Raw genomic sequence first — 20,591 nt, forward strand, 5'->3', positions numbered from 1 at the left:
CCTGATCGCCGTCACCCGCCCCGACGGCCAGCAGACCCTCGCCGCCTACACCGACCGCCTCAGCCTGCCCGTCACCGTCACCGAACCCGGCGGCGCCACCTGGCAGCAGACCTACGGCCCGTCGGGCGAACGGCTCAGCCTGACCGACCCACTCGGCGCCACCACCCGCTACACCTACGACGAGCTCGGGCACCTCGCGTCGATCACGAACGCCCTGGGCGACGAGACCCTGATCCGCTGCAACCCGGCCGGCCTGCCCGTGGAGGTCACCGAGCCCGGGGGCGCGGTCACCCGGTACGGCTACGACGCCTTCGGCCGCCTCACCAGCACCGCCGACCCACTCGGCCACACCACCCGCACCACCTGGACGGTCGAGGGCCGCCCCGCCTCCCGCACCGCTCCCGACGGCCACACCGAGACCTGGACCTACGACGGCGAGGGCAACTGCCTCACCCACACCGACCGACTGGGCCGGACCACCACCTACGAGTACACCCACTTCGAGACCCTCACCGCCCGCACCACCCCCGACGGCGCCCGCCACGAGTACGTCTACGACGCCGACATGCGGTTGGTCGCAGTGCTCGACGCGCTCCGCCGCCAGTGGACCTACCGGTACGACGAGGCCGGCCGGCTCGTCGAGGAACGGGACTTCGACCAGCGCGTCGTCCGCTACGAGTTCGACGCCGCGGCCCAGGTGGTGGCCCGCACCAATCCGCTCGGCCAGGTCCTCCGTTTCGCCTACGACGTCCTCGGCCAGACGGTCCGTCAGGACGCAGACGGTCGGGTCACCGAGTACACGTACGACCTCGCAGGCAACCTGGTCCGCGCCGTCGGTCCCGACGCCGACGTGGTCCGCACCGTGGACGCCCGCGGCAACGTCCTCACCGACACGGTCAACGGCCGCACGGTCGGCAACGCTTACGACCCGCTCGGGCGGCGCATCCGCCGCACCACCCCGTCCGGACATGTCAGCGAATGGCAGTACGACCGGTCCGGCCGGACCGCCGCACTCGCGGTGCCCGGCGGAACGCTCGACTTCACGTACGACCTCGCAGGTCGGGAGCAGCGGCGTGCCATCGGCGGCATCGCGGTGCACAGCGACTGGGACCCGAACCGGCGGCTGACCGCCCAGAGCGTCCGAACCGGCGAGCGGGAGCTCCAACGGCGGTCCCACGCCTACCGGCCCGACGGCAACCTCCTCGTGGTCGACGACCAGTTGGCGGGCGCCCGGAGCTACGGTCTCGACCCGGTCGGCCGGGTCACCGCCGCCACCGGCGTCGACTGGGCCGAGCACTACGCGTACGGCCCCGCCGGCGACCTGGTCCACGCGGACTGGCCCGCCGCCGGCGCGAGCAGCGCCGCCCGAGGCGAGCGCGGCTATTCGGGAACGACGCTGACCACCGCCGGACGGGTCCGCTACGAGTACGACGCCGCCGGCCGCACCGTGCTCCGGCAGGTCACCCGGCTGTCCAGGAAACCCGACACCTGGCACTACACCTGGGATGCCGAGGACCGGCTCACCGGCGTCACCACACCCGACGGCGCCGAGTGGCACTACCGCTACGACCCGCTCGGCCGACGCACCGTCAAGCAGCGGCTGGAGAACGACGCCGTCGTCGAGCGGACCGACTTCGACTGGGACGGCGCCACCCTCGCCGAGCAGACCACCCACGCCCCCTACCTGCCCGGCCCGCACACCATCAGCTGGGACCATGCCGGGCACCGGCCGCTTGCCCAGAGCGAGACCATCACGGTGCAGGACACCGTCGACCGTCGCTTCTTCGCCATCGTCACCGACCTGGTGGGGACCCCCACCGAGCTCATCGACCCCGCCGCGGCCACCATCGCCTGGCGGGCCGTCAGCACCGTCTGGGGCACCACCACGTGGCCCGGCGACAGCAGTACGTACACGCCGCTGCGCTTCCCCGGCCAGTACTTCGACCCCGAGACCCGCCTGCACTACAACCTGCACCGCTACTACGACCCCGAGACCGCCCGCTACACCTCACCGGACCCGCTCGGTCTCGCCCCGGCACCCAACCCGGTGGCCTACGTGGTCAATCCGCACACCTGGTGCGACCCCCTGGGCCTGTCCCCGCACCCGCCGGAGGGAGACGCCGAGCGCTACCCTGGCGTCGGGACGATCGTGCACGACAGGGGCGTGCACATCCAGATCTACTCGAACGACCACGCGCCCGCACACGCCCACGTCAAGGGCGGCGGCGCAGAGGTCAGGATCGGCCAGAACGGAAAGCCGCTGGCCGGCGACCCCGAGCTCTCGCCCAAGCAGCAGAAGGTGGTCGACGAGCACCTGCAGACCATCCGCAGGAACATCGCCGCCTCGATGGAACGGCACCGGAAGTAGGGACGATGGAACACCCGGACGACCAGCCGGAGCTCGCCGCGGCGGTGCGCGAGCTCGCGGCGGCCGTCAGCGAACCCGCCGGCGACGCTGCCGACGAGCACCGGCGCTGGGAGCTGTACCAGCGCGGGGCCGACCTTTCCTCCGCCCGCCCGGCCCTGGCCCGCGCCATCGCGGCCGAGCCGGTGCCGTCCCTCGCCTCGGCGGTGGTGGTCATGCTGCTCCCCGACGCCGACCCGGAGGAGCGGCTCCGGCTGGTAGCGCTGCTCCCCTCCTCCGTCCGCCGGTTCGCCCTCGACCGCGCCCGTGAGCTGGCCGTCCTGGACACCCTCCACCGTCCGGACGGCCCGCCCGGGTTCACCGCGGACGAGGTCGTGACCTGGTCCGACTGGCTCCAGCGCCGAGCGGCCGAAGCGTCCGCCGACCCACGCCTGCTGACCCTGCTGGCCGATCAGGGTCGCACCAAGCGCATCCGCAGCCTCGCTGCCGCCACCCTGCGCGAGCAGCACAGGCGCACGGAAGAGCGATGACCGACCGTCAGAACCGCCAGGGCACGGCCGCGGTCCCGCCATGACCTTCCTCGAACTGGAGATCAAGGCCAAGGACTGGAGCCAACTGCGCTGCGGCTGCGGCCAGTCGGGCGCCCACCTCGCGGACGACCTGCTGCGCCTGGCGCAGCAGGTCGACGACGACCCGCACGGCGCGCGGCCGTTCGTCGGGCACGCCTTCTCCGACGTCGTCCTGTTCGAACCCGCCCCGGCGATCGTCCCGATCGCCCTGGCCGCCCTCGCCGAACTCCGATCCCCCACCGTACGGGGCCGGTTCCTCGACCTCCTGCTGTAGCTGGTGGCCGGCGACGGCACCGCGACCGAGATCGCCCGCGAGAGACGGGACCTCGAAGAGGAGTCCCTCACCGCCTGCCAGGACGGAAGCTGGCTGCTCTACGCGGAGTTGCTGGCCGCCACCTCGACCGACCTCGCCACCCGGGCATTCGAGGTCCTCACGGCCATGGAGGACGACCACACCCGCCTCGAGCGCCTCCTCCGCATCGCGGGCGACGCCGTCGACCACTACGCGAAGCCGCCTTTCCAGGACCTGTAAGCCCCGGTCTCCCGTGCCGGACAGCACCGGGGCTCAGCGATCGGCCGCCGACGGCATCGGCGGATGCGGCCGTTCCGGAACACGGTGCAGGTGCTGCCCGGCCGTGGCGGCGGCCTCCGAGCCGTGCGGGAACCCCGTGGAAAGGAGCTACCGCCCGTGATCACCTTCCAGTTCACCCGGCGCCCCGACCAGGGCGACCCGAGCGGCTTCGACCTCGGCGACATGACGGTCTCGGGGCCGGACTCCTCCGCGGCCTCGGCCGGGCTGACACCGGATCAGGGCATGATGATCGTCCCGTCGGTGGGGCTGCTCCTCGACCAGGTCCGCGACCTGGTCGCCGCCGGCCGGGGCGCGGTCACCTTCCACGGCATCGACTCCTCCTTTCGCCTCGACTTCACCGCGGCCAAGGGCGCCGTCGCCGTCACCGTACGCAAGCGCGCGATCGGCACCGTCCCCGTCACCGAACTCGTCGATGCCCTCCGCACGCCAGCCGAGGACTTCGCCCGCACCGAACTCCCCCGCCTCCCCGCCTCCCCGCCGACGACCCCACCCATGACGACTTCGCCTCCTCCCTCGCCGCCTTCCGCACCCTCGGCCCCTGACCGGCGGCCGCCGTTGCGGACGGTGGTCAGGGGTTGGGCACCAGCGGCATCGGCGGGTGTGGCCGTTCCGGGAGGCGCTGCAGGCCCTGCTCGGCGGTGGTGGCCGCTTCCGCGCTGTTCGGGAACTTGTCCACGACCTGCTGCCAGATGTCCCGCGCCCGGTTGAGGTCGTCCTCGCGCCGTTGCCGGTCGTGGCGGGTGCCGGTGGCCCTGGCGGCTCGGGCTTCCAGGCTCAGGGCGAGATGCGCCCACTCGGCCGGGTTGCCGCCGGACCGGTCGAGGGCGGCCTCGAAGTGCGGGATCGCCTCGTCGAACCGGCCCCGGCGGTAGGCGATCCAGCCGCAGGTGTCCTCGCAGTCGGCCAACTGACCTCTGCCCAGCCCGGCATGCCGGGCCCTCCCGAGCTCCTCGTCCGCGAGCCGCTGGGCCTGTTCGAGCCGGATGCCCTGCTCGGCCAGGTACCCCGCCTGACGCATCGCCAGCATCACCCGCCGACCCCGCAGCCGCCGCGCGTCGTCGGTGCCCGCGCTGCGCGTGAGTTCCTTCGCACAAGCCGCCCGAGCTTCCTCGAAGGCTCGCAGCACGGCGTCCGGACATTCCTCCTCGGCCAGCAGCTCGGCGAGCCGGTCGCGCCGCCGGGCCTCGCCCGGGCCACCGCAGTCGGCGGCCAACGCGGCCCGCAGCGCGGCGACGGCACCCTTGTTGTCGCCGAGCAGGTGCAGGATCTCCGCCTCCGCCTCGTGCATCCCTGGATCGACGGCGCGGTGCGGACCCGGCTCGCGGGTGATGGCGGCCAGCTCATGGAGCGCCTTCTCCAGCAGCCGCCGCCGCTCCTCGCCGGCGCGGCTCCCGGCCTGCCGCCGGTAGGTGTCGGCGAGTTCGCACCGCGCCCGGTCCCGCTCCGAACCGGCCTGCAGGAGTTCGACGAGCCGCCGCAGATGCTGCTCGGCCAGCTCGTACTGGGCCAGGTCGCGGTAGATCCCGGCCAGGGTGAAGCGCGGGAAGGCGTACAGCGGGGCCAGCCGCAGTGCGTCCAGGCAGTCGGGAAGGGCGTCGGCAGCGCGGCCCATCGCGGCGTACACCTGCCCGCGCCCGGCGAGCGCGCGGGCCCGGGTGGGCAGGTGCGGGGGTTCGCCGACGAGTTCGATGACCCCGGAGTCGGTGTCGATCGGGACCACCACCGGCGGCTGTTCGAGCACCCTGGTGTAGGCGTCGATCGCGTCCCGGTGCAGCCGGTCCGCGGTGCGCCGATGCCCGATGCTGCGCCGCGAGTCGCCGAGCGCTGCCTGCACCTCGGCCCACTCCACCTGCCACAGCAGCGGCATCCGCATGCCGTCGGGCAGAGTGGTGTCCACAGCCTCGCCCAGGCATTCGGCGGCCCACCCCAGATGCCGCCGCGCGGCCTCCGAAGCCGGGTGCGCGGTGGCCAGTCGGAGGTGCAGCCGCCCCAACTGCCGGGCGACCAGCCGCATTTCGGGCAACTCGGCGGACCACGTCGCGCGCAGCTCCTCGATCTCCTCGATGGCCGCTCGCAACTGCTCCCGGCCGGTTGACCGCCCGAGGTCGCCGGCGGCCGCGTTGGCCCGCATCCAGGCCGACACCCAGCGCTCCCGGGGCCGGTGGTCCCAGGTGGTGCACGCCTCCGGTCCGGCACGCAGATCGGCGGGGCTCATGTCCGGCAGGTAGGGGTAGTACGCGGTGCCGGCCGCAGCCGCCCGCCTCGCCGAGCCGACCTGCTGCGACCTGCCCAACGCCGCGTAGAGGGCGTTCATGCGTCGGTGCAGGGCCCTGTTCTCCGGGCACTGCGTGAGCGCGATGCCGGCCAGGCCGAGCGCTCCGACGACGTCTCCGTTGAACCGGCAGGCCAGCGAGAGCGCCAGCCAGGGTTCGGGGTCGTCCGGATCCCGATGGGCCGCCACCAGAATGGCACCGGTCTCGAACTCGCTGCTCCACAGGTCGTTCGAGGTGAGGCGTGCCATCCCCTTCAGAGCCTCGGCCTGACGGGGATCGCGGGTCAGCGCGGCCAGGTACCGCTGCAGCGCCTTCTCTCGGCTCACCCGGATGTCCCGCTCGTTCGGGTTGTTCGCGGAATCCTCGATCAGCTTCCCGACCCTGGCCTCGATGTCCCCGGTGTTCGCGCCCCACTTCAACGCCGCCCGCTGATGACGCTCGGCGTTGGCCCGGTGCCTCCTGCGGATGGGGCCGGATCGCAGACCGGCGAGCTCCCGCTCGCACTCGGCCTGCTCCAGGTGCACGCTTGCCACCCGATCGGACAGCGGCCGCACCGCCGACAGCTCGCCGCCGACCACCAGCCGACGGGCCCGCTCGTCGTAGAGGGCCCGCATCACTCGCCGCAGCAGCCGGTTCGCCTCCGACACTTCGGAGCGAACCGATCGCCGGTCCTCCGATCGCCAGTCCTCCGATTCCCGGTTGCGGGCCCGGCGCAGGAGCGACAGACCGAGCCAGTACGACGCCAGGGCCCGTTCGCCCGAGTTGTCCGCCGCGGCCATGGCCGCCCGGGCCGACTGCACCGCCTGCGCGAGCAGCTTCTCCCGGACTTGCCGGTCCTCCTCGCGGGCGGACCGGTCCAGGTAGGTCCGGGTGAGCTGGAAGCGGGCGGGTGCGAGACCGGGGTCGAGGTCGATCGCCCGCCACCAGAGCCGAGGCGCCGCGTCCTCGATGACCGCCGACACCGGCAGATCGATGGCCGCGCGTACCCGGTCCTGTTCGCTCTTGACCGTCCCCAGGTTGTGGTAGGCGGCGGCGTACCGGGGACTGTGCACCAGCGCGGCTCGGAAGTGCTGCTCGGCGCGGTCGAGGTACAGGAGGTCGCCCTCGTGCAGGAAGTGGTCGTAGCACTCCAGCCCGTCGACGAGCATCTCGAAGCTGTGCACGTCGGCGCCGACGGCGTGGCCCTTGGGCTGCTCCAGCTGAATCCGATGGGCGAGTTTGCGGGCCAGCACCGCCCCCGCCCGGCGCAGGTCACCGTCGATCTCGGTCTGCTCGGTCCAGCTCTGGTGCCGGCCGCCGGATCGGCCCGCCACCGCGACCAGCATGCCCCGGCTCTCCAGCAGGGAGCCCTGCATGGCCTGACCGAGCATCCGCGCGAACAGTGTGAGCACCGCTCCGACCTGGAGCTTGAACGGCCCAAAGGCCACCGTGCCCACCTCAGTGGGTTTGATCTCGGCGCCGAGCCCGGCCGCCGCCACCCCGGACCGGAACGGCACCCGCGACAGCACGACCCGCGTCGTCTCGCCGCGGTCGCTGGCCGGTTTGAGCACGTCCGCCGGCTGGTAGACCGGCTCCTGCGTCACCAGGTCGCGGATCCGTCCGAGTTCACCGTCGAGCTGTTCGGCGAAGCCGACCGCGACCTGCTCCGCCTCGTCCCGGTGGGCTCCGCCGACCAGGTTGCGGAACGGCAGGATGCGGACCGTGCGGAAGCCGCGCAGGCTGACCGCGATCAGGAAGGCCCCCACCAGCAGGGCCAGCTCGGCGGGCACGGTGCCGCGCCAGTGCGCCGCCCGGTCGGCGACACCAGCCAGCGCGATGCCGGACAGCGCCACACCCAGGATCAGGACGAACAGCCTTCCCCCGAAAGCCCAGCGGAACAGTCGCGCCAGCCTTCGCAGACGCCTCGCACCATAGGGGGGCCAGCACCACACCACGCGGGCCGACTCTCGCCACAGGTGCTTCATCGAGGAAATGGCTCGCTCCTCTCCCGTCTGCCTGTCCTTCCAGGCTCTCCCCGGCTGCAGCAGCCGTCAATCGCTCCGTCCCTCGATGACCCCGGACGCGAGATCCCCGTCCGCCGAGCGGATTCGATCTCTAGCAGGGCCCCGCAAAACGCCGAACGGCGGAGCCGAAGTCAGCTCCGCCGTACGTCACATGACGGACCGTCAGCCGCGGGTGGCCATCGCGCGCAGGAAGAAGGTCAGGTTGGCGGGGCGCTCCGCGAGGCGTCGCATGAAGTAGCCGTACCACTCCTGCCCGTACGGCAGGTACACCCGCATGGTGTTGCCGGCCTCGGCGAGGCGCAGCTGCTCCTCGGGGCGGATGCCGTAGAGCATCTGGTACTCGAACGACGAGACGTCGCGCTTGTTCCACTCGGCCAGCTGGCCGGCGATCTTGATCATGTTGGGGTCGTGGGAGGCGACCATGGGGTAGCCCTGACCGGCCATCAGGACCTTGAGGGCGCGGACGTACGCGAGGTCGACGTCGCGCTTGCCCTGGAAGGCCACCGACTCGGGCTCCTTGTAGGCGCCCTTGCAGATCCGGACCCGGGAGCCCTCGTGGGCGAGGTCGCGGCAGTCGGCCTCGGTGCGGCGCAGGTAGGCCTGGAGGACGACGCCCAGCCAGGGGAAGTCCGCGCGCAGCTCGCGGGCGATGGCCAGGGTGGAGTCGGTGGTGGTGTGGTCCTCCATGTCGAGGGTCACCGTGGTGCCCGCGTCGGCGGCGGCCTCGCAGATCCGGCGGGCGTTCTCCAGCGCGATCTTCTCGCCGTCCACCGGCAGGAACTGGCCGACCGCGGAGAGCTTGACCGACACCTCGGCGTCGGCGGCCAGGCCGGTCTCCTTGAGCGCGGTCAGCAGGTGCTCGTAGGCCAGCGCGGTGCCGGCGGCCTGCTCGGCGTCCTTGGTGTCCTCGCCGAGGTGGTCGAGGGTGACCTTGCGGCCGCTGGCGACCAGCGCCTCGGTCGCGGTCACGCCCTGGTCCAGCAGGTCGCCGGCGATGAACCGCTCGACTATGGCGTGGGTGGGCGGGAACTTCTCGACCATGGTGCGCACCTGCGGGGAGCGCGACGCGGCGAGGAGGGCGGAACGGAGCATCGGGACTCCCGGAAGGCGGATCAGCTGGAGGGGGACGGGCGGCGGCGCGGGGTGGTGCGCCGCCGCCCGGGGGGCCGTCGGTCCGATGGGACGTCAGCCCGAGGGGGCGTCAGCCCATGTGCGGGTAGCGGTAGTCCGTCGGCGGGACGAACGTCTCCTTGATGGACCGGGTGGAGGTCCAGCGCATCAGGTTCTGCTTGGCGCCGGCCTTGTCGTTGGTGCCGGAGGCCCGCCCGCCGCCGAAGGGCTGCTGGCCGACGACGGCGCCGGTCGGCTTGTCGTTGATGTAGAAGTTGCCGGCCGCGTTGCGCAGCACGTGCATGGCGTGCTGCACGGCCTCGCGGTCCTGGGCGATGATCGAGCCGGTCAGGCCGTAGGACGACACCGACTCCATCTGCGCGAGCATCTCGTCGTACTTCGAGTCCTCGTACACGTGCACGGCGAGGATCGGGCCGAAGTACTCGTCCCGGAAGTACTCCGCGGCCGGGTCCTCGCAGACCAGGACGGTCGGGCGGACGAAGTAGCCCACCGAGTCGTCGTAGCTGCCGCCGGCCAGGATCTCGACCTTCGGGTCGGCCTTGGCGCGGTCGATGGCGGCCTTGTTCTTGGCGAAGGAGCGGTCGTCGATGACGGCGCCCATGAAGTTGGCCAGGTCGGAGACGTCGCCCATGGTGAGCCACTCGACCTCGTCGCGGAAGTCGTCCTTGAGGCCGGCCCAGATCGACGCCGGGACGTAGGCGCGGGACAGCGCCGAGCACTTCTGGCCCTGGAACTCGAAGGCGCCGCGGGTCATCGCGGTCTTCAGCACCGCCGGGTCGGCGGACGGGTGGGCGACCAGGAAGTCCTTGCCGCCGGTCTCGCCGACGATCCGCGGGTAGGTGCGGTAGCCGGAGATGTTCTCGCCGACCGAGCGCCACAGGTGCTGGAAGGTCGCGGTGGAGCCGGTGAAGTGGATGCCGGCCAGCGCGGGGTGCTTGAGGGCGACCTCGGAGACGTCCAGGCCGTCGCCGGTGACCATGTTGATGACGCCCTTGGGCAGGCCCGCCTCCTCCAGCAGCCGCATCAGGTAGTGCGCGGCGAACTGCTGGGTGGGGGACGGCTTCCAGATCACCACGTTGCCCATCAGCGCGGGCGCGGTCGGCAGGTTGCCGGCGATCGCGGTGAAGTTGAACGGGGTGATCGCGTAGACGAAGCCCTCCAGCGGGCGGTGGTCGCTGCGGTTCCACACGCCGTCCGAGGAGATCGGCTGCTCGGCCAGGATCTGCCGGGCGAAGTGCACGTTGAAGCGCAGGAAGTCGACCAGCTCGCAGGGGGTGTCGATCTCCGCCTGCTGGGCGGTCTTGGACTGGCCGAGCATGGTGGCGGCGGCCAGCGTCTCGCGCCACGGGCCGGCCAGCAGGTCGGCGGCGCGCAGGAAGATCGCGGCGCGGGAGTCGAAGGAGAGCGCCTGCCAGGCCGGCGCGGCGGCCAGGGCAGTGTCGATGGCCTCGCGCGCGTCGTCCTGGGTGGCGTTGCGCAGCGTGCCGAGCCGGGCCGCGTGGTTGTGCGGCTGCACGACGTGGAACTCGGAGCCGCCGCCCATGCGGCGCTCCCCGTTGATCGTCATGGTGAGCTGGATCGGCCCCTGGCCGCCCAGCTCCTTCAGCTTCGCCTCCAGGCGGACCCGCTCGGGGCTGCCCGGGGCGTAGCTGTGGACCGGCTCGTTCACCGGCGCGGGGACCTGGGTCACAGCATCCATGGCGCGCACGCTCTCCTTCTCGTCATGGGACGCCGGCGAGGGTCACACGCCGGCCATGAAGAAACGCTATTCCCCGATCCCACCGGCAACTGTTGGCCGCGCCGCCAAAGTCCCCCGCACGCCGTTGTCCGCCCGGACGAACACCGTCACGCCGAGGTCACGGCCCTCCGACGCTGTCCGACTCACTAAACTCGGGGCCGGGACGTTGTCCGACCCGACGAAGGAGGCGCGGTGACCGGTCTGCCGCTCCGCCAACTGCTGATGTCGCTCGGCGAACCCCTGGTCGAACTCCAGGCCGCCCCCGCCGGGCTGGACGTCCCGGTCCGCGACGTGGCCATCCTCGACCCGGAGGACCCGCCCACCGCCGCGCCCGGCGAACTCGTCCTCGCCATCGGCGCCCGCGGCCGCGCCGCGCTCCCCGCCCTGCGCGCCGCCGGACGGGCCCGGGCCGCCGCCGTCGCGGTCAAGCTCGACGGGCCCGGCCAGGCCGACGCGCTGCGCGAGGCCGCCACCGAGGCCGGCGTCGCGCTGCTCTCGGTCCGCCGGGAGACCCGCTGGGAGCACCTGGACTCGCTCGCCCGGGCCATCATCGCCGGACCGGACAGCGCCCCCGACAGCGGCGACGGCGCCTCCGGCGACCTCTTCTCGCTCGCCCAGACCGTCGCGGTCCTCACCGGCGGCATCGTCTCGATCGAGGACACCTCCAGCCGGGTCCTCGCCTACTCCCGCTCCTCCGACTCCGACGAGGTCGACGACCTGCGCCGGCTCTCCATCCTCGGCCGGCAGGGCCCCGAGCCGTACCTCTCCAAGCTCCGCGAGTGGGGCGTCTTCTCGCACCTGCGCGACTCGGACGGCGCGATCGAGATCGCCGCCCACCCCGAACTCGGCATCCGCCGCCGCCTCGCCATCGCGATCCGCTCCGGCGCGCAGCCGCTCGGCACCATCTGGGTCCAGGAGGGCGCCCAGCCGCTCGCCCCGCACGCCGAGCAGGCCCTGGTCGGCGCGGCCCGGGTCGCCGCCGCCCAACTGGTGCGCCGCCGCCGCGAGCTGTCCGCCGACGTCCGGCTCACCCAGACCCTGCTCACCGGCCTGCTGGAGGGCTCCACCGGCCCCCAGTCGCTCGCCACCCACCTCGGCCTCGACCTGCGCCGCCCCGCCACCGTGCTCGCCTACGCCCCCGCCGCCACCGACGACCGGGACGCCGAGCTCAGCCGCGACGAGGTCACCGGCCTGATCTCCGTGCACACCGCCGCCCGGCACCGCGGCGCGCTGCTCGCCCCCGTCGACTCCCGGGTCTACGTCCTGCTCCCCGAACTCCCGCCCGGCCTGCCGCTCGCGACCCTGCGCGCCTGGGCCCAGGAGACCGTCGACGCCGCCCGCGACCACCTCGGCATCCCGCTGCGCGCCGCGATCGGCCCCACCGTCGACACCCTGGGCGAGGTCCCCGCCTCCCGCGCCCAGGCCGACCGCATCCTCGACGCCATGGGCCGCGGCGGAGTCGTCCCGGACGTCGCCGCCCTGCACGACGTGCAGGCCGAGGTGCTGGTCTCCGAGGTCCTCGCGCTGCTGCAGGACCGCCCCGAACTGCGCGACCCCCGGCTCAGCGCGCTCACCGCGTACGACGACCGCCACCACACCCGCCTCGCCGAGTCGGTCCTCGCCTACCTCGACGCCCTCGGCGAGGTCCGACACGCCGCCGACGCCCTGCACATCCACCCCAACACCCTGCGCTACCGGGTGCGCCGGGCCGAGCAGCTGACCGGCCTCGACCTGACCCAGCCCCGGCAGCGACTGCTCGCCATGCTCCAGCTGAGGCTGGACGAGAGCTGAGAGCACGAGGCCCCGCACCCCTGGCGGAGGTGCGGGGCCCGGCGTGTTCTCAGCTCAGGTGACGGTGCGTCACATCCGGTGCCACGGGCCCGTGATCGCCAGCATGATGCCCGGCTCCTGGATGTTCGCGAACAGCGTCCGCCCGTCGTGCGAGAAGGTCACCCCGGTGAACTCGCTGAACTCCGGCGCCTCGGCGGTGCCGAGGTTGAGCTCGTTGCGCGCCAGCGCGTAGGTCCTGCCGTCCTGGGTCACGCCGAACAGGTGCTGGACGCCGACGCCGTCCTCGGCGATGATCAGGCCGCCGTGCGGCGAGACGGTGATGTTGTCCGGGCCGTCGAAGTTGCCGTGGTCGGCCCAGACGTCGTCGTTGACGCCGAGGATGACCTTCAGGGTCAGCGTGCGGCGCACCGGGTGGTAGAACCACACCTGGCCGTCGTGCTGCAGCGGCGACTCCTCGCGGGCGAAGGAGGACACGAAGTAGATGCCGTTGTCGCCCCACCACATGCCCTCGAGCTTGCGGGCCCGGGTGATCTCGCCGTCCTTGAACTGCTTGCGGATCGAGGTGGTGCGCGCGTCGCGGTCCTGCACCTTGACCCAGTCGGCGCCGTACGTGGTGCCGGGCTTGGTGGCCCGGGACAGGTCGTCGACCAGCTTGCCCTGCGCGTCGAACGCCTTCAGCGCCTCCAGCACGCCGGCGTCGGCGGCCAGGGTGCGCAGCCTGCCCTTGCCGTGCCGGAAGCCGGCCGGCGGGGTCCAGCGGTAGAACAGGCCGTTCGGCTTGGAGGCGTCCTCGGTCAGGAAGGCGTGGCCGCGCTTCTCGTCGATCACCACCGCCTCGTGGGCGAACCGGCCGAAGGCCTTGACCGGCTGCGGGTCGCGGTTGGCGTCCTGGTCGTGCGGGTCGACCTCGAAGACGTAGCCGTGGTCCTTGGTGAAGCCGTTGGTGCCGGCCTTGTCCTCGGTCTCCTCGCAGGTCAGCCAGGTGCCCCACGGGGTGGCGCCACCGGCGCAGTTGGTCGCGGTGCCGGCGATGCCGACCCACTCGCGGACCTGGCGCGGGCCGTGGCCGTGCCCGTGGCCGGACACCTCGACGACGGTGCAGCCGCCGGCCGCGGCCGGGTCGTAGACGTGGCCCTCCAGCAGCGGCACCGGGTGCGGCCACTTCGAACGGGCGCCCGCCAGCTCGTGGTTGTTCACCAGCAGGGTCGCACCGTGCCGACCCTCGAACGCGGCGGTGCCGTCGTGGTTGCTGGGCGTGGACTCGCCGGTGACCAGGGTGGTCCGGCCGGTCCGGGTGATGATCTCGTACGAGAAGCCCTTGGGCAGCGCCAGGATGCCGTCCGGGTCGGACACCAACTCACCGTAGCCGACCGCGTGGTGACCGCCCTTCGCGAACGCGGCCTCCCCGCCGGCCGGCGCGGCGATCGCCCCCGGCGCGGTGGCCAGCACCTCGGCGCTGCCGGCGATCAGGACACCGGCCCCGAGCATGGTCGAACGGTTGACGAAGTCCCGACGGGACAGCGACATGGCGGTCACTCCTGGAGGCGAGGGGATGTGCATCGGTGACCGACAGACAACGGGCCAGGTGTGAACCGTGGGTGAACCGGACGCAGCGTCAATGCGCCCATTTACCAACAAAAGACGAGCCCATGGGCAAGTCTTTACCGACGCGGCTGGTGCTGGGTACGCTCGACCCGCCACTGCTCCCACGCCGTCAGCCAGGCGTCCTCCGTGCCCGACGGCAGCTCCGGCGTCCCGCCCGCCCACAGCCGCTCCCACGCCCGCTGCGCCGGCAGGCTCGGCACCTCGCTGGCGAACACCGTGTACCGGACGACCTCCTCCACCGCCGCCGACCCCTCCGGCGTCCCGGTCAGCCAGTCCGCGTGCTGCGCCAGCCGGGTCAGGTGGTTGACCATCGAGGTGACCGCCTCGGTCGCCTCGTCCCGGGACTCCGACGCCAGCCGCATCTGCTGCCGCACCGCCGCCTCCCAGCGCACCGGCCCGGCCTCCCCGCGCAGCCGCCGCGGCAGCCGGGGCGGCCGCCCGGCCCGCAGCTGCGCCTCCATCGAGACCGCCTCCGCCACGCTGTGCTCCACCACCTCGCGGTGCGCCTCCAGCCCGGCGACGCTCGGCAGCTCCCGCTCCTCCAGCGGTACCCGGCGGTCCTCCTGACGCTCCGCCAGCCGCCGCAGCAGCGCGGTGCGGCCCAGCACGTACCGCTCGAAGTCCTCGATCCGGCGCAGCTCCACCCCGCCCGGCGGCACCCCGCGACCGGTCACCGTCACGGTGATCCCGTCCACCCGCAGGCGGCCCGCCCACACCGCGCCGTACCCGGTGCCCGGCCGCTGATCCTCGTGGACCTGCACCGCCCGCGGCTCGCCCTCGACGGTGATCCACTCCCGCAACGCCCGCACCCGCCCCGGGCCGTCCCCCTCGTCGATCTCCAACTGCTCGTACAGGCGGTCGCGTTCGTCCTCGACCACGTCCTCCAGCTCCGGCAGCGCCCGGCCCCGCTCCGCCCCCGGCCGGTAGGTGCGCACCGTCACGTACGGCCCCTGCGCCGAACTCCAGTCCCCCGAACGGATCTCCACCCACCCGAGCTCGCCGTTGGCGATCTCGTACTCCGCCAGCGCGTCCCGGCACGGCGGCGCGTCGCCCTCCGCGCACGCCCCCTCGACCGCCGCGTGGTCCAGCGCGAAGACCGGGAAGTCCGCGCCCGCCAACACCCGCCGGCTGTACGCCTCGTGGTCGGAGTAGAAGTCCTCGGCGTCCCACGGCCCGCTCGTGCGCTGCCTCTTCATCCCTCGCCGCACCCCCGGCACTAGCCTCACGAAGTTCCCTACCGGGCGGGCCCGGCATCGCCCCACGATAAGGCCCCACCCACCTGTCGGGCCATCAGCTTCGGCCTACTTCCACCCCTGGGGAGGACAAAGAGCCGCCCGTTCCGGGAGCACCGGTGGTTCACCCCTTGGTGTTGCGCAGCGACCGGGCCTTCACCGCCGCGCGGCGGGCCTCCTTGGCGACCTTGCGGTCGAGGTGGAGTTCACCGACGGCTTCGAGGACCTCGACCGTCATGGGGTGCGGGACCCGCCAGACCTCGCCGAAGTAGCTGGCCGGGTCGTCGGTGACCGGGAGGTCCGCGACCAGGGCCTGGAGGCGGCCGCCCTCGCCGGCGGTGATCAGCAGCACCGCCGCCATCGAGTCGACCACCCGCCACAGTGCGACGGGGCGCTCCGCCGCCGCGACATCGGAGCCCCGGGCGCGCAGCCACTCGCGGGCGAGGCCGCCGAGCTCGGGGTCGTCGACGACCTCCGCGACCGCGGCGGTGGCGTCCTGGCCGAGCTCGCCGAGCGCGGCCACGCAGTAGTAGCGGCGCACCGGCGACTGCACGTCCCGGCCGCGCGCCCCGCCCAGCAGTTCCCGCGCCGCCTCGGCCGGCTCGCGCGCGGACAGCCAGGCCTTCAGCTCGGCCTCGGGCAGCAGGTTGGGGTTCTCCGCCAGCGCCCGCAGCAGCTCGGCGCCGCTACTCTCGGCCAGGTCGCCGACCAGCGGGGCGTCGTAGCCGTCGGCGATCAGCCACTCGCGGACGGCGTACTGGCCGAGGGTGGTGAGCCGGACGGTGCCGAACCGGGCGGCGTCCTCCTCGGTGAGCGGGCTGTCGGTCTCCACGGGTCCGGCGGCCCCGCCCGCGTCCTCCTCCTCGAACAGCTCGGGGTCGATCGGCCGGTGTTCGAGCAGTCCGAGTTCGGCGAGGTCGGCGAGCATCGGGTCGAGGACCACCATCACGTCGGTGATCTCGCCGAGCATCTCCTCGTCGGGCTCCTGCCCGTCCGGGACCACCAGCAGCGCGGCCAGCACGCCGAGCGGGAGGGTCTCGGCGCCCGGCTCGGCGAAGGCGGTGGCCTCGTAGAGCACGTGCATCGCCTCGTCGAGGAGTTCGGCCGCCTCCTCGCGGGCGCCCTCCACCTCGGCCAGGCCCTCCTCCGCCTCCTCGCCGGCGGCCTCGCCCTCGGGGGCGCCGTCCGCGGAGCCGTCCGCCTCGGGGTCGACGGACTCGGCCTCGACGGCCAGCTCGCGGACCAGCTCGGCGGCCTCGAACCACAGGCCGAGCACCGCCTCCGGCTCGCCGGCCTCGACCGCCTCCAGGTCCGGGCCGGGGATCGCGACGTGCGCGCCCTCCTCGGTGGTGCCGGTCTCGATCAGGTCGAGGTCGCAGGCGAGCGCCCAGGCGCGCAGCGCCTCGACCACCTCGTCCTCGGTCGGGTCGGCGGCGCCCAGCATCCGGGCGGCCTGGACGCGGTCGGCGTCGAGGAGTTCGCCGTGCTCGTCCACCTCGCGGTGCGGGGCGATCCAGCGGGCCAGCGCCACCACCTGGGCGATCAGCGGGACGGCGAGCGCGGAGGCGGCCAGCTCCCGGTCGTCGGGCAGCACGATCGGCGGGACCAGCACCGCCGCGTCGTCCGGGTCCTCGTCGCCGCTCTGCGCGCCGTACAGGTCCGCCAGGTCGTAGTCGGCCGGCAGCAGGCCCTCGCCGGCGTCGGACGGCTGGTCAGGGGTGAAACGGCTACGTCCGGCCATCGCGCGCTTTTCTCCCGTACTCGCTGGAGGGACCGCCCCCGGGAGGCGCCCGCGGCTCGCGAGCCGGGAACGGCGGTGCGGACCGACGCGTATCGGTCCGTCAACCCAGCGTATCCGGCGCCAGGGCCTGTCGCCTGAGCTGCGCGAGCGTCCCCCCGAACGAGTGGGACCGACCCGCCGAACGAGTGTCCGGGGCACGTATCCTTCGATGGGCGCCGTGCACCACCCTCGCGCGTGCGCCCCCGGGGCGACGAAGCCCCGACCCCCGTTCACGCACACCCGCACCATTCGGGTCCCGTCGCCGTGCCGCCATCCTTGGCCCGGCCGCGCCCGGTGGCGCCCTGGCCACAGGAGACCCCTGCCATGGCGGACCTCTCCCCCGCCGGCTCCGGCCTGAGCACCGCTCAGTACGCCGGACGCCGACTGTCGGAGGCCCTGCTCCCGCTGGAGCTCGCACCTCGCAAGCAGCTCCAGCTCGCCGCGATCAGCCGCTGGAACGCGCTGCGCGGCATCCGGGTCGGCCTGGTCGCCGGCGCGCTGCTGCTCCTGCTGATCGGCGCCAACCTGGCGACCCCGATCTACCCGGTGCTCCAGCAGCGGCTCGGCCTGACCCCGCTCGACACCACGATCCTCTTCACGGTCTACGTCTTCGCGCTGGTCCCGGTGCTCGCCGCGGTCGGCCACTGGTCGGACCACCTCGGACGGCGCGCGCTGATCCTGCCCGCGCTCGCGCTGGCCGCCGTCGGCGACGCGGTCTTCGCCACCGCCGGCTCGTTCTGGCAGCTCGCCGCCGGTCGCGCGGTGCAGGGCGTCGCGGTCGGCCTGTCCACCGGTGCCGCGGGCGCGGCCCTCGGCGACCTGCTGCCCGACCGGCCGACCCTGGCCGCCAAGCTCACCCTGGCCTGCTCGGCCGGCGGCGTCGCCCTCGGCCCGCTGGTCGGCGCCGCGCTGGCGGGCGGCCCGGACCCCCTGATCGGCCCGTTCCTGCCGCACGCCGTGGCGCTGCTGGCGCTGTGCGTGCCGCTCGCCCTGGTGCACCCGCGGATGCCCGGCTCGGTGCGGCCGCCGGCCTCCCCGCCGCGCATCACCACCCCGGCCCACCTGCGCCCGCAGCGGCTGCGGCTGCCGCGGTCGGGCCGCCGCGAGTTCCTGCTGGCGTCCGGCGCCGGGTTCGTCTCGTACGCGGTGTTCGGCGTCTACCTGGCGCTCGCCCCGGCCTTCTCCACCACCCTGCTGCACACCGGCTCCCGGATGGCCGGGGCGGGCGTCGCCGCGCTGCTGCTCGGCTCGTCCGCCGCGGCGCAGCTGCTGGTGCCGCCGACCGCCGACCGCGTGGTGGTGGCTCTCGGCCTGACAGGTCTGGCGGGCGGACTCGGCCTGCTGACCCTCGCCGCGGCCACCGGCACGCCCGCGCTGCTGTTCATCGGCAGTGTGCTGGCCGGAACCTGCCAGGGCGTCGCGTTCCGCTCGCTGTTCACCAGCGCGGTCGCCGCCCTCGACCCGGCCCGCCGCGGCAGCGAGCTGTCCACCCTGTGGATCATCGTCTACCTCGGCTCCTCCGCCCCGATCATCGCCGTCGGCGCCCTCACCCGCGCCTACGGCCTCCTCCCCGCCGTCACCACCTTCGCCCTGCTCGCCGCCACCGCCGCCCTGGCGCTGGCCGCCGCGGTCCTGCGCGGGCGCCGCTGACGGTGCGTCGGAAGGCCGGAGCAGCGCGGCTGCTCCGGCCTTCCCGTCTCCTGTCGGAGCGTCAGCCGCAGAAGGCGTGGTCGATCAGCGAGACCACCGCCGGGTAGAAGACGGCGCCCTTGGCGGGGTCGTACGGGGTGGCGGAGAGGGCGAGCTGGCGGGTGCCGTCGCGGGTGCCGAAGACGAAGCTCGCGTAGCCGAGGATGCCGCCGGAGTGGCCCCACACGGTCGTGCAGGAGAGCCGGAGCTGCTCGGTGCCCAGGCCGTAGCGGGTGGGCGGGAACTCGTCGCCGGGGACGGTGGTGGTCAGCTCGGCGAGCTGGGCGGGGGCGAGCAGGCGGCCGCCGAACAGGGCCGCCTGGAAGCGGGCCAGGTCGTCGGTGGTGGAGATCAGCTCGCCGGAGGCGCCGGCCATCGAGGGGTTGATCTCGGTGACGTCGGCGGGGCCGGTGGAGAGCGGGAGGTAGCCGTGGCTGTGCGGGCCGGGGATCGCGGTGGCGGTGCCCGGCAGGTAGGTGTGGCGCAGGCCGAGCGGGCGCAGGATGCGCCGCTCGACCTCGGTGCGCCAGGAGTGCCCGGTGACGGCGTCGACCAGCTTGCCGATCAGCAGGTAGTCGGTGTTGGAGTAGTGCCAGCCCTGCCCGGGCGGGAAGTACGGGGCGTGCCGGGCCGCGACGGCGATCAGTTCGTCCGGGGTGTGGGTGATCCAGCGGCCGGTGTCGAGGATCCTGCGCACGTCGTCCTCGGTCTCGTGCGCGAACTGCGGGTCCTCGGTGTAGTCGTAGATCCCGGCGGTGTGGCTCATCACCTGGCGGACGGTGATCGTGTCGCCGCCGGGGTACGCGCCGGGCAGGTAGCGCTCCAGCGGGTCGTCGAGCCGGACCCGGCCCTCGGCGGTGAGCTGGAGCAGCACGGTGGCGACGAAGGTCTTGTTGACGCTGCCGGCCCGGAACTCGCCGTCCAGCGGGGCCGGGTCGGTGGAGTCGAGGGCGCGCAGCCCGGAGCCGCCCCGCCAGGCCACCCGGCCGTGGTCGCGGAGTTCGGCGACGGCGCCGACCGCGCCGCCCTCGGTGGTCAGTGCGTCCAGCCCGTGCTGCAGTGCGGCCCGGTCGGTGCGGGTGGTCGTGGTCGCGGTCGCGGCCCCCGCCACCGGGGCGAACGCCAGCACGCTCGTCCCGGCGAGCAGGGCGGCGGCGAGCCGCAGCGCGGTGCGGCGGACGGTGCGGTGCTCGGTCATCTGATCCTCCTGGGAAGGTGGGCCGGTCCCCTCGGCCGGGCCCACCTTCGCCCGCCGGCACCCGCGGCCGCGTCACCCCCAGGAGCCAAGCCCGACCGCCGCCGCTACCCCCCTGGTGCTACGGACCGCCTCATACCGGTGGGAGTTGACGACCCGTCACCCCCGGACACGCGCGAGGGCGCGGCGCCCCCTCGGAGAGGGGAGCGCCGCGCCCTGCGGTGGCGACGGTGCGTCAGACGTTGAAGCCGAGCGCGCGCAGCTGCTCGCGGCCGTCGTCGGTGATCTTGTCGGGGCCCCACGGCGGCATCCAGACCCAGTTGATCCGCAGGTCCTTGACCAGACCGTCGGTGGCGGTCTTGGCCTGGTCCTCGATCACGTCGGTGAGGGGGCAGGCCGCCGAGGTGAGGGTCATGTCGATGGTGGCGACGTCGTCCTCGTCGATGTGGATGCCGTAGATCAGGCCGAGGTTGACGACGTCGATGCCCAGCTCGGGGTCGACGACGTCCATCAGGGCCTCGTGCAGGTCCTCGACGGAGACGGTGCCGGCGGTGGTGAAGGCACCGGGCGCCGCGGCGTCCACCGCTTCGGCCGCCTCGACCGCCTGGGTCTCGTTCTCACTCATGGA

Annotated in this window: 14 protein-coding genes; 6 read left to right on the forward strand and 8 right to left on the reverse strand. The window is 73.5% G+C overall.

All coding sequences use genetic code 11. The annotated features are described in order from the left end of the window. From AB0K51_RS31035 to AB0K51_RS31050, 4 genes are all read left to right on the forward strand, one after another. A partial coding sequence (locus AB0K51_RS31035; RefSeq protein WP_363460933.1) for an RHS repeat-associated core domain-containing protein occupies positions 1 to 2,368 on the forward strand: 2,368 nt, incomplete at its 5' end. A 5-nt stretch (positions 2,369 to 2,373) separates the two neighbouring features. Beyond that, positions 2,374 to 2,895: a hypothetical protein gene (locus AB0K51_RS31040; RefSeq protein WP_363460935.1), complete on the forward strand. Its 522-nt coding sequence runs from the start codon at positions 2,374 to 2,376 to the stop codon at positions 2,893 to 2,895. 40 nt (positions 2,896 to 2,935) lie between these two features. After that, positions 2,936 to 3,208, forward strand: coding sequence for a hypothetical protein (locus tag AB0K51_RS31045; protein WP_363460937.1), 273 nt, complete (start codon positions 2,936 to 2,938; stop codon positions 3,206 to 3,208). A gap of 3 nt (positions 3,209 to 3,211) precedes the next feature. Next, positions 3,212 to 3,466, forward strand: coding sequence for a hypothetical protein (locus AB0K51_RS31050; RefSeq protein WP_363460939.1), 255 nt, complete (start codon positions 3,212 to 3,214; stop codon positions 3,464 to 3,466). A 628-nt stretch (positions 3,467 to 4,094) separates the two neighbouring features. Here AB0K51_RS31050 and AB0K51_RS31055 read toward each other — a convergent pair. The 3 genes from AB0K51_RS31055 to pruA all read right to left on the reverse strand — a co-directional run bounded on the left by AB0K51_RS31055 (position 4,095) and on the right by pruA (position 10,632). Then, positions 4,095 to 7,631 (reverse strand): hypothetical protein, encoded by a 3,537-nt coding sequence (locus AB0K51_RS31055; RefSeq protein ID WP_363460941.1) that lies wholly within the window; start codon positions 7,629 to 7,631, stop codon positions 4,095 to 4,097. Positions 7,632 to 7,964: 333 nt separating this feature from the next. Then, positions 7,965 to 8,894: a proline dehydrogenase family protein gene (locus AB0K51_RS31060; protein WP_363460943.1), complete on the reverse strand. Its 930-nt coding sequence runs from the start codon at positions 8,892 to 8,894 to the stop codon at positions 7,965 to 7,967. A gap of 109 nt (positions 8,895 to 9,003) precedes the next feature. Further along, complete coding sequence (gene pruA, locus AB0K51_RS31065) at positions 9,004 to 10,632, reverse strand: L-glutamate gamma-semialdehyde dehydrogenase (protein WP_363460945.1); 1,629 nt, start codon at positions 10,630 to 10,632, stop codon at positions 9,004 to 9,006. A 231-nt stretch (positions 10,633 to 10,863) separates the two neighbouring features. Between pruA and AB0K51_RS31070 the strand changes: the two genes are divergently transcribed. After that, a complete protein-coding gene (locus AB0K51_RS31070; RefSeq protein WP_363460947.1) occupies positions 10,864 to 12,462 on the forward strand; it encodes a helix-turn-helix domain-containing protein in 1,599 nt (532 codons plus the stop codon). A 69-nt stretch (positions 12,463 to 12,531) separates the two neighbouring features. Here the strand turns inward: AB0K51_RS31070 and AB0K51_RS31075 are convergent, their stop codons facing one another. The 3 genes from AB0K51_RS31075 to AB0K51_RS31085 all read right to left on the reverse strand — a co-directional run bounded on the left by AB0K51_RS31075 (position 12,532) and on the right by AB0K51_RS31085 (position 17,040). Next, a complete protein-coding gene (locus AB0K51_RS31075) occupies positions 12,532 to 13,989 on the reverse strand; it encodes an alkaline phosphatase PhoX (RefSeq protein WP_363460949.1) in 1,458 nt (485 codons plus the stop codon). 134 nt (positions 13,990 to 14,123) lie between these two features. Continuing rightward, positions 14,124 to 15,263, reverse strand: a complete 1,140-nt coding sequence (locus AB0K51_RS31080) for a hypothetical protein (RefSeq protein WP_363460951.1) — start codon at positions 15,261 to 15,263, stop codon at positions 14,124 to 14,126. A gap of 160 nt (positions 15,264 to 15,423) precedes the next feature. Then, a complete protein-coding gene (locus AB0K51_RS31085; RefSeq protein ID WP_363460953.1) occupies positions 15,424 to 17,040 on the reverse strand; it encodes a hypothetical protein in 1,617 nt (538 codons plus the stop codon). Between the two features lie 363 nt (positions 17,041 to 17,403). Here AB0K51_RS31085 and AB0K51_RS31090 point away from each other — a divergent pair, with 363 nt between their 5' ends. Beyond that, a complete protein-coding gene (locus AB0K51_RS31090) occupies positions 17,404 to 18,729 on the forward strand; it encodes an MFS transporter (RefSeq protein WP_363460955.1) in 1,326 nt (441 codons plus the stop codon). Positions 18,730 to 18,790: 61 nt separating this feature from the next. Here the strand turns inward: AB0K51_RS31090 and AB0K51_RS31095 are convergent, their stop codons facing one another. Both AB0K51_RS31095 and AB0K51_RS31100 read right to left on the reverse strand, forming a co-directional pair. After that, entirely contained in the window at positions 18,791 to 19,966 is a 1,176-nt protein-coding gene (locus AB0K51_RS31095) for a serine hydrolase domain-containing protein (protein WP_363460957.1), read from the reverse strand. 232 nt (positions 19,967 to 20,198) lie between these two features. Next, positions 20,199 to 20,588, reverse strand: coding sequence for a metal-sulfur cluster assembly factor (locus tag AB0K51_RS31100; protein ID WP_363460959.1), 390 nt, complete (start codon positions 20,586 to 20,588; stop codon positions 20,199 to 20,201). Positions 20,589 to 20,591 lie beyond the last annotated feature (3 nt).

The organism is Kitasatospora sp. NPDC049285 (assembly GCF_040678815.1).
Classification (GTDB): domain Bacteria; phylum Actinomycetota; class Actinomycetes; order Streptomycetales; family Streptomycetaceae; genus Kitasatospora.

What these genes read in the sequence shown, in the direction of transcription:
- AB0K51_RS31040 (WP_363460935.1), top strand. Translation starts at nt 2,374, where the DNA reads ATGGAACACCCGGACGACCAGCCGGAGCTCGCCGCGGCGGTGCGCGAG.
- AB0K51_RS31045 (WP_363460937.1), top strand. Translation starts at nt 2,936, where the DNA reads ATGACCTTCCTCGAACTGGAGATCAAGGCCAAGGACTGGAGCCAACTG.
- AB0K51_RS31060 (WP_363460943.1), bottom strand. Translation starts at nt 8,894, where the DNA reads ATGCTCCGTTCCGCCCTCCTCGCCGCGTCGCGCTCCCCGCAGGTGCGC.
- pruA (WP_363460945.1), bottom strand. Translation starts at nt 10,632, where the DNA reads ATGGATGCTGTGACCCAGGTCCCCGCGCCGGTGAACGAGCCGGTCCAC.
- AB0K51_RS31075 (WP_363460949.1), bottom strand. Translation starts at nt 13,989, where the DNA reads ATGTCGCTGTCCCGTCGGGACTTCGTCAACCGTTCGACCATGCTCGGG.
- AB0K51_RS31080 (WP_363460951.1), bottom strand. Translation starts at nt 15,263, where the DNA reads ATGAAGAGGCAGCGCACGAGCGGGCCGTGGGACGCCGAGGACTTCTAC.
- AB0K51_RS31085 (WP_363460953.1), bottom strand. Translation starts at nt 17,040, where the DNA reads ATGGCCGGACGTAGCCGTTTCACCCCTGACCAGCCGTCCGACGCCGGC.
- AB0K51_RS31090 (WP_363460955.1), top strand. Translation starts at nt 17,404, where the DNA reads ATGGCGGACCTCTCCCCCGCCGGCTCCGGCCTGAGCACCGCTCAGTAC.
- AB0K51_RS31095 (WP_363460957.1), bottom strand. Translation starts at nt 19,966, where the DNA reads ATGACCGAGCACCGCACCGTCCGCCGCACCGCGCTGCGGCTCGCCGCC.
- AB0K51_RS31100 (WP_363460959.1), bottom strand. Translation starts at nt 20,588, where the DNA reads ATGAGTGAGAACGAGACCCAGGCGGTCGAGGCGGCCGAAGCGGTGGAC.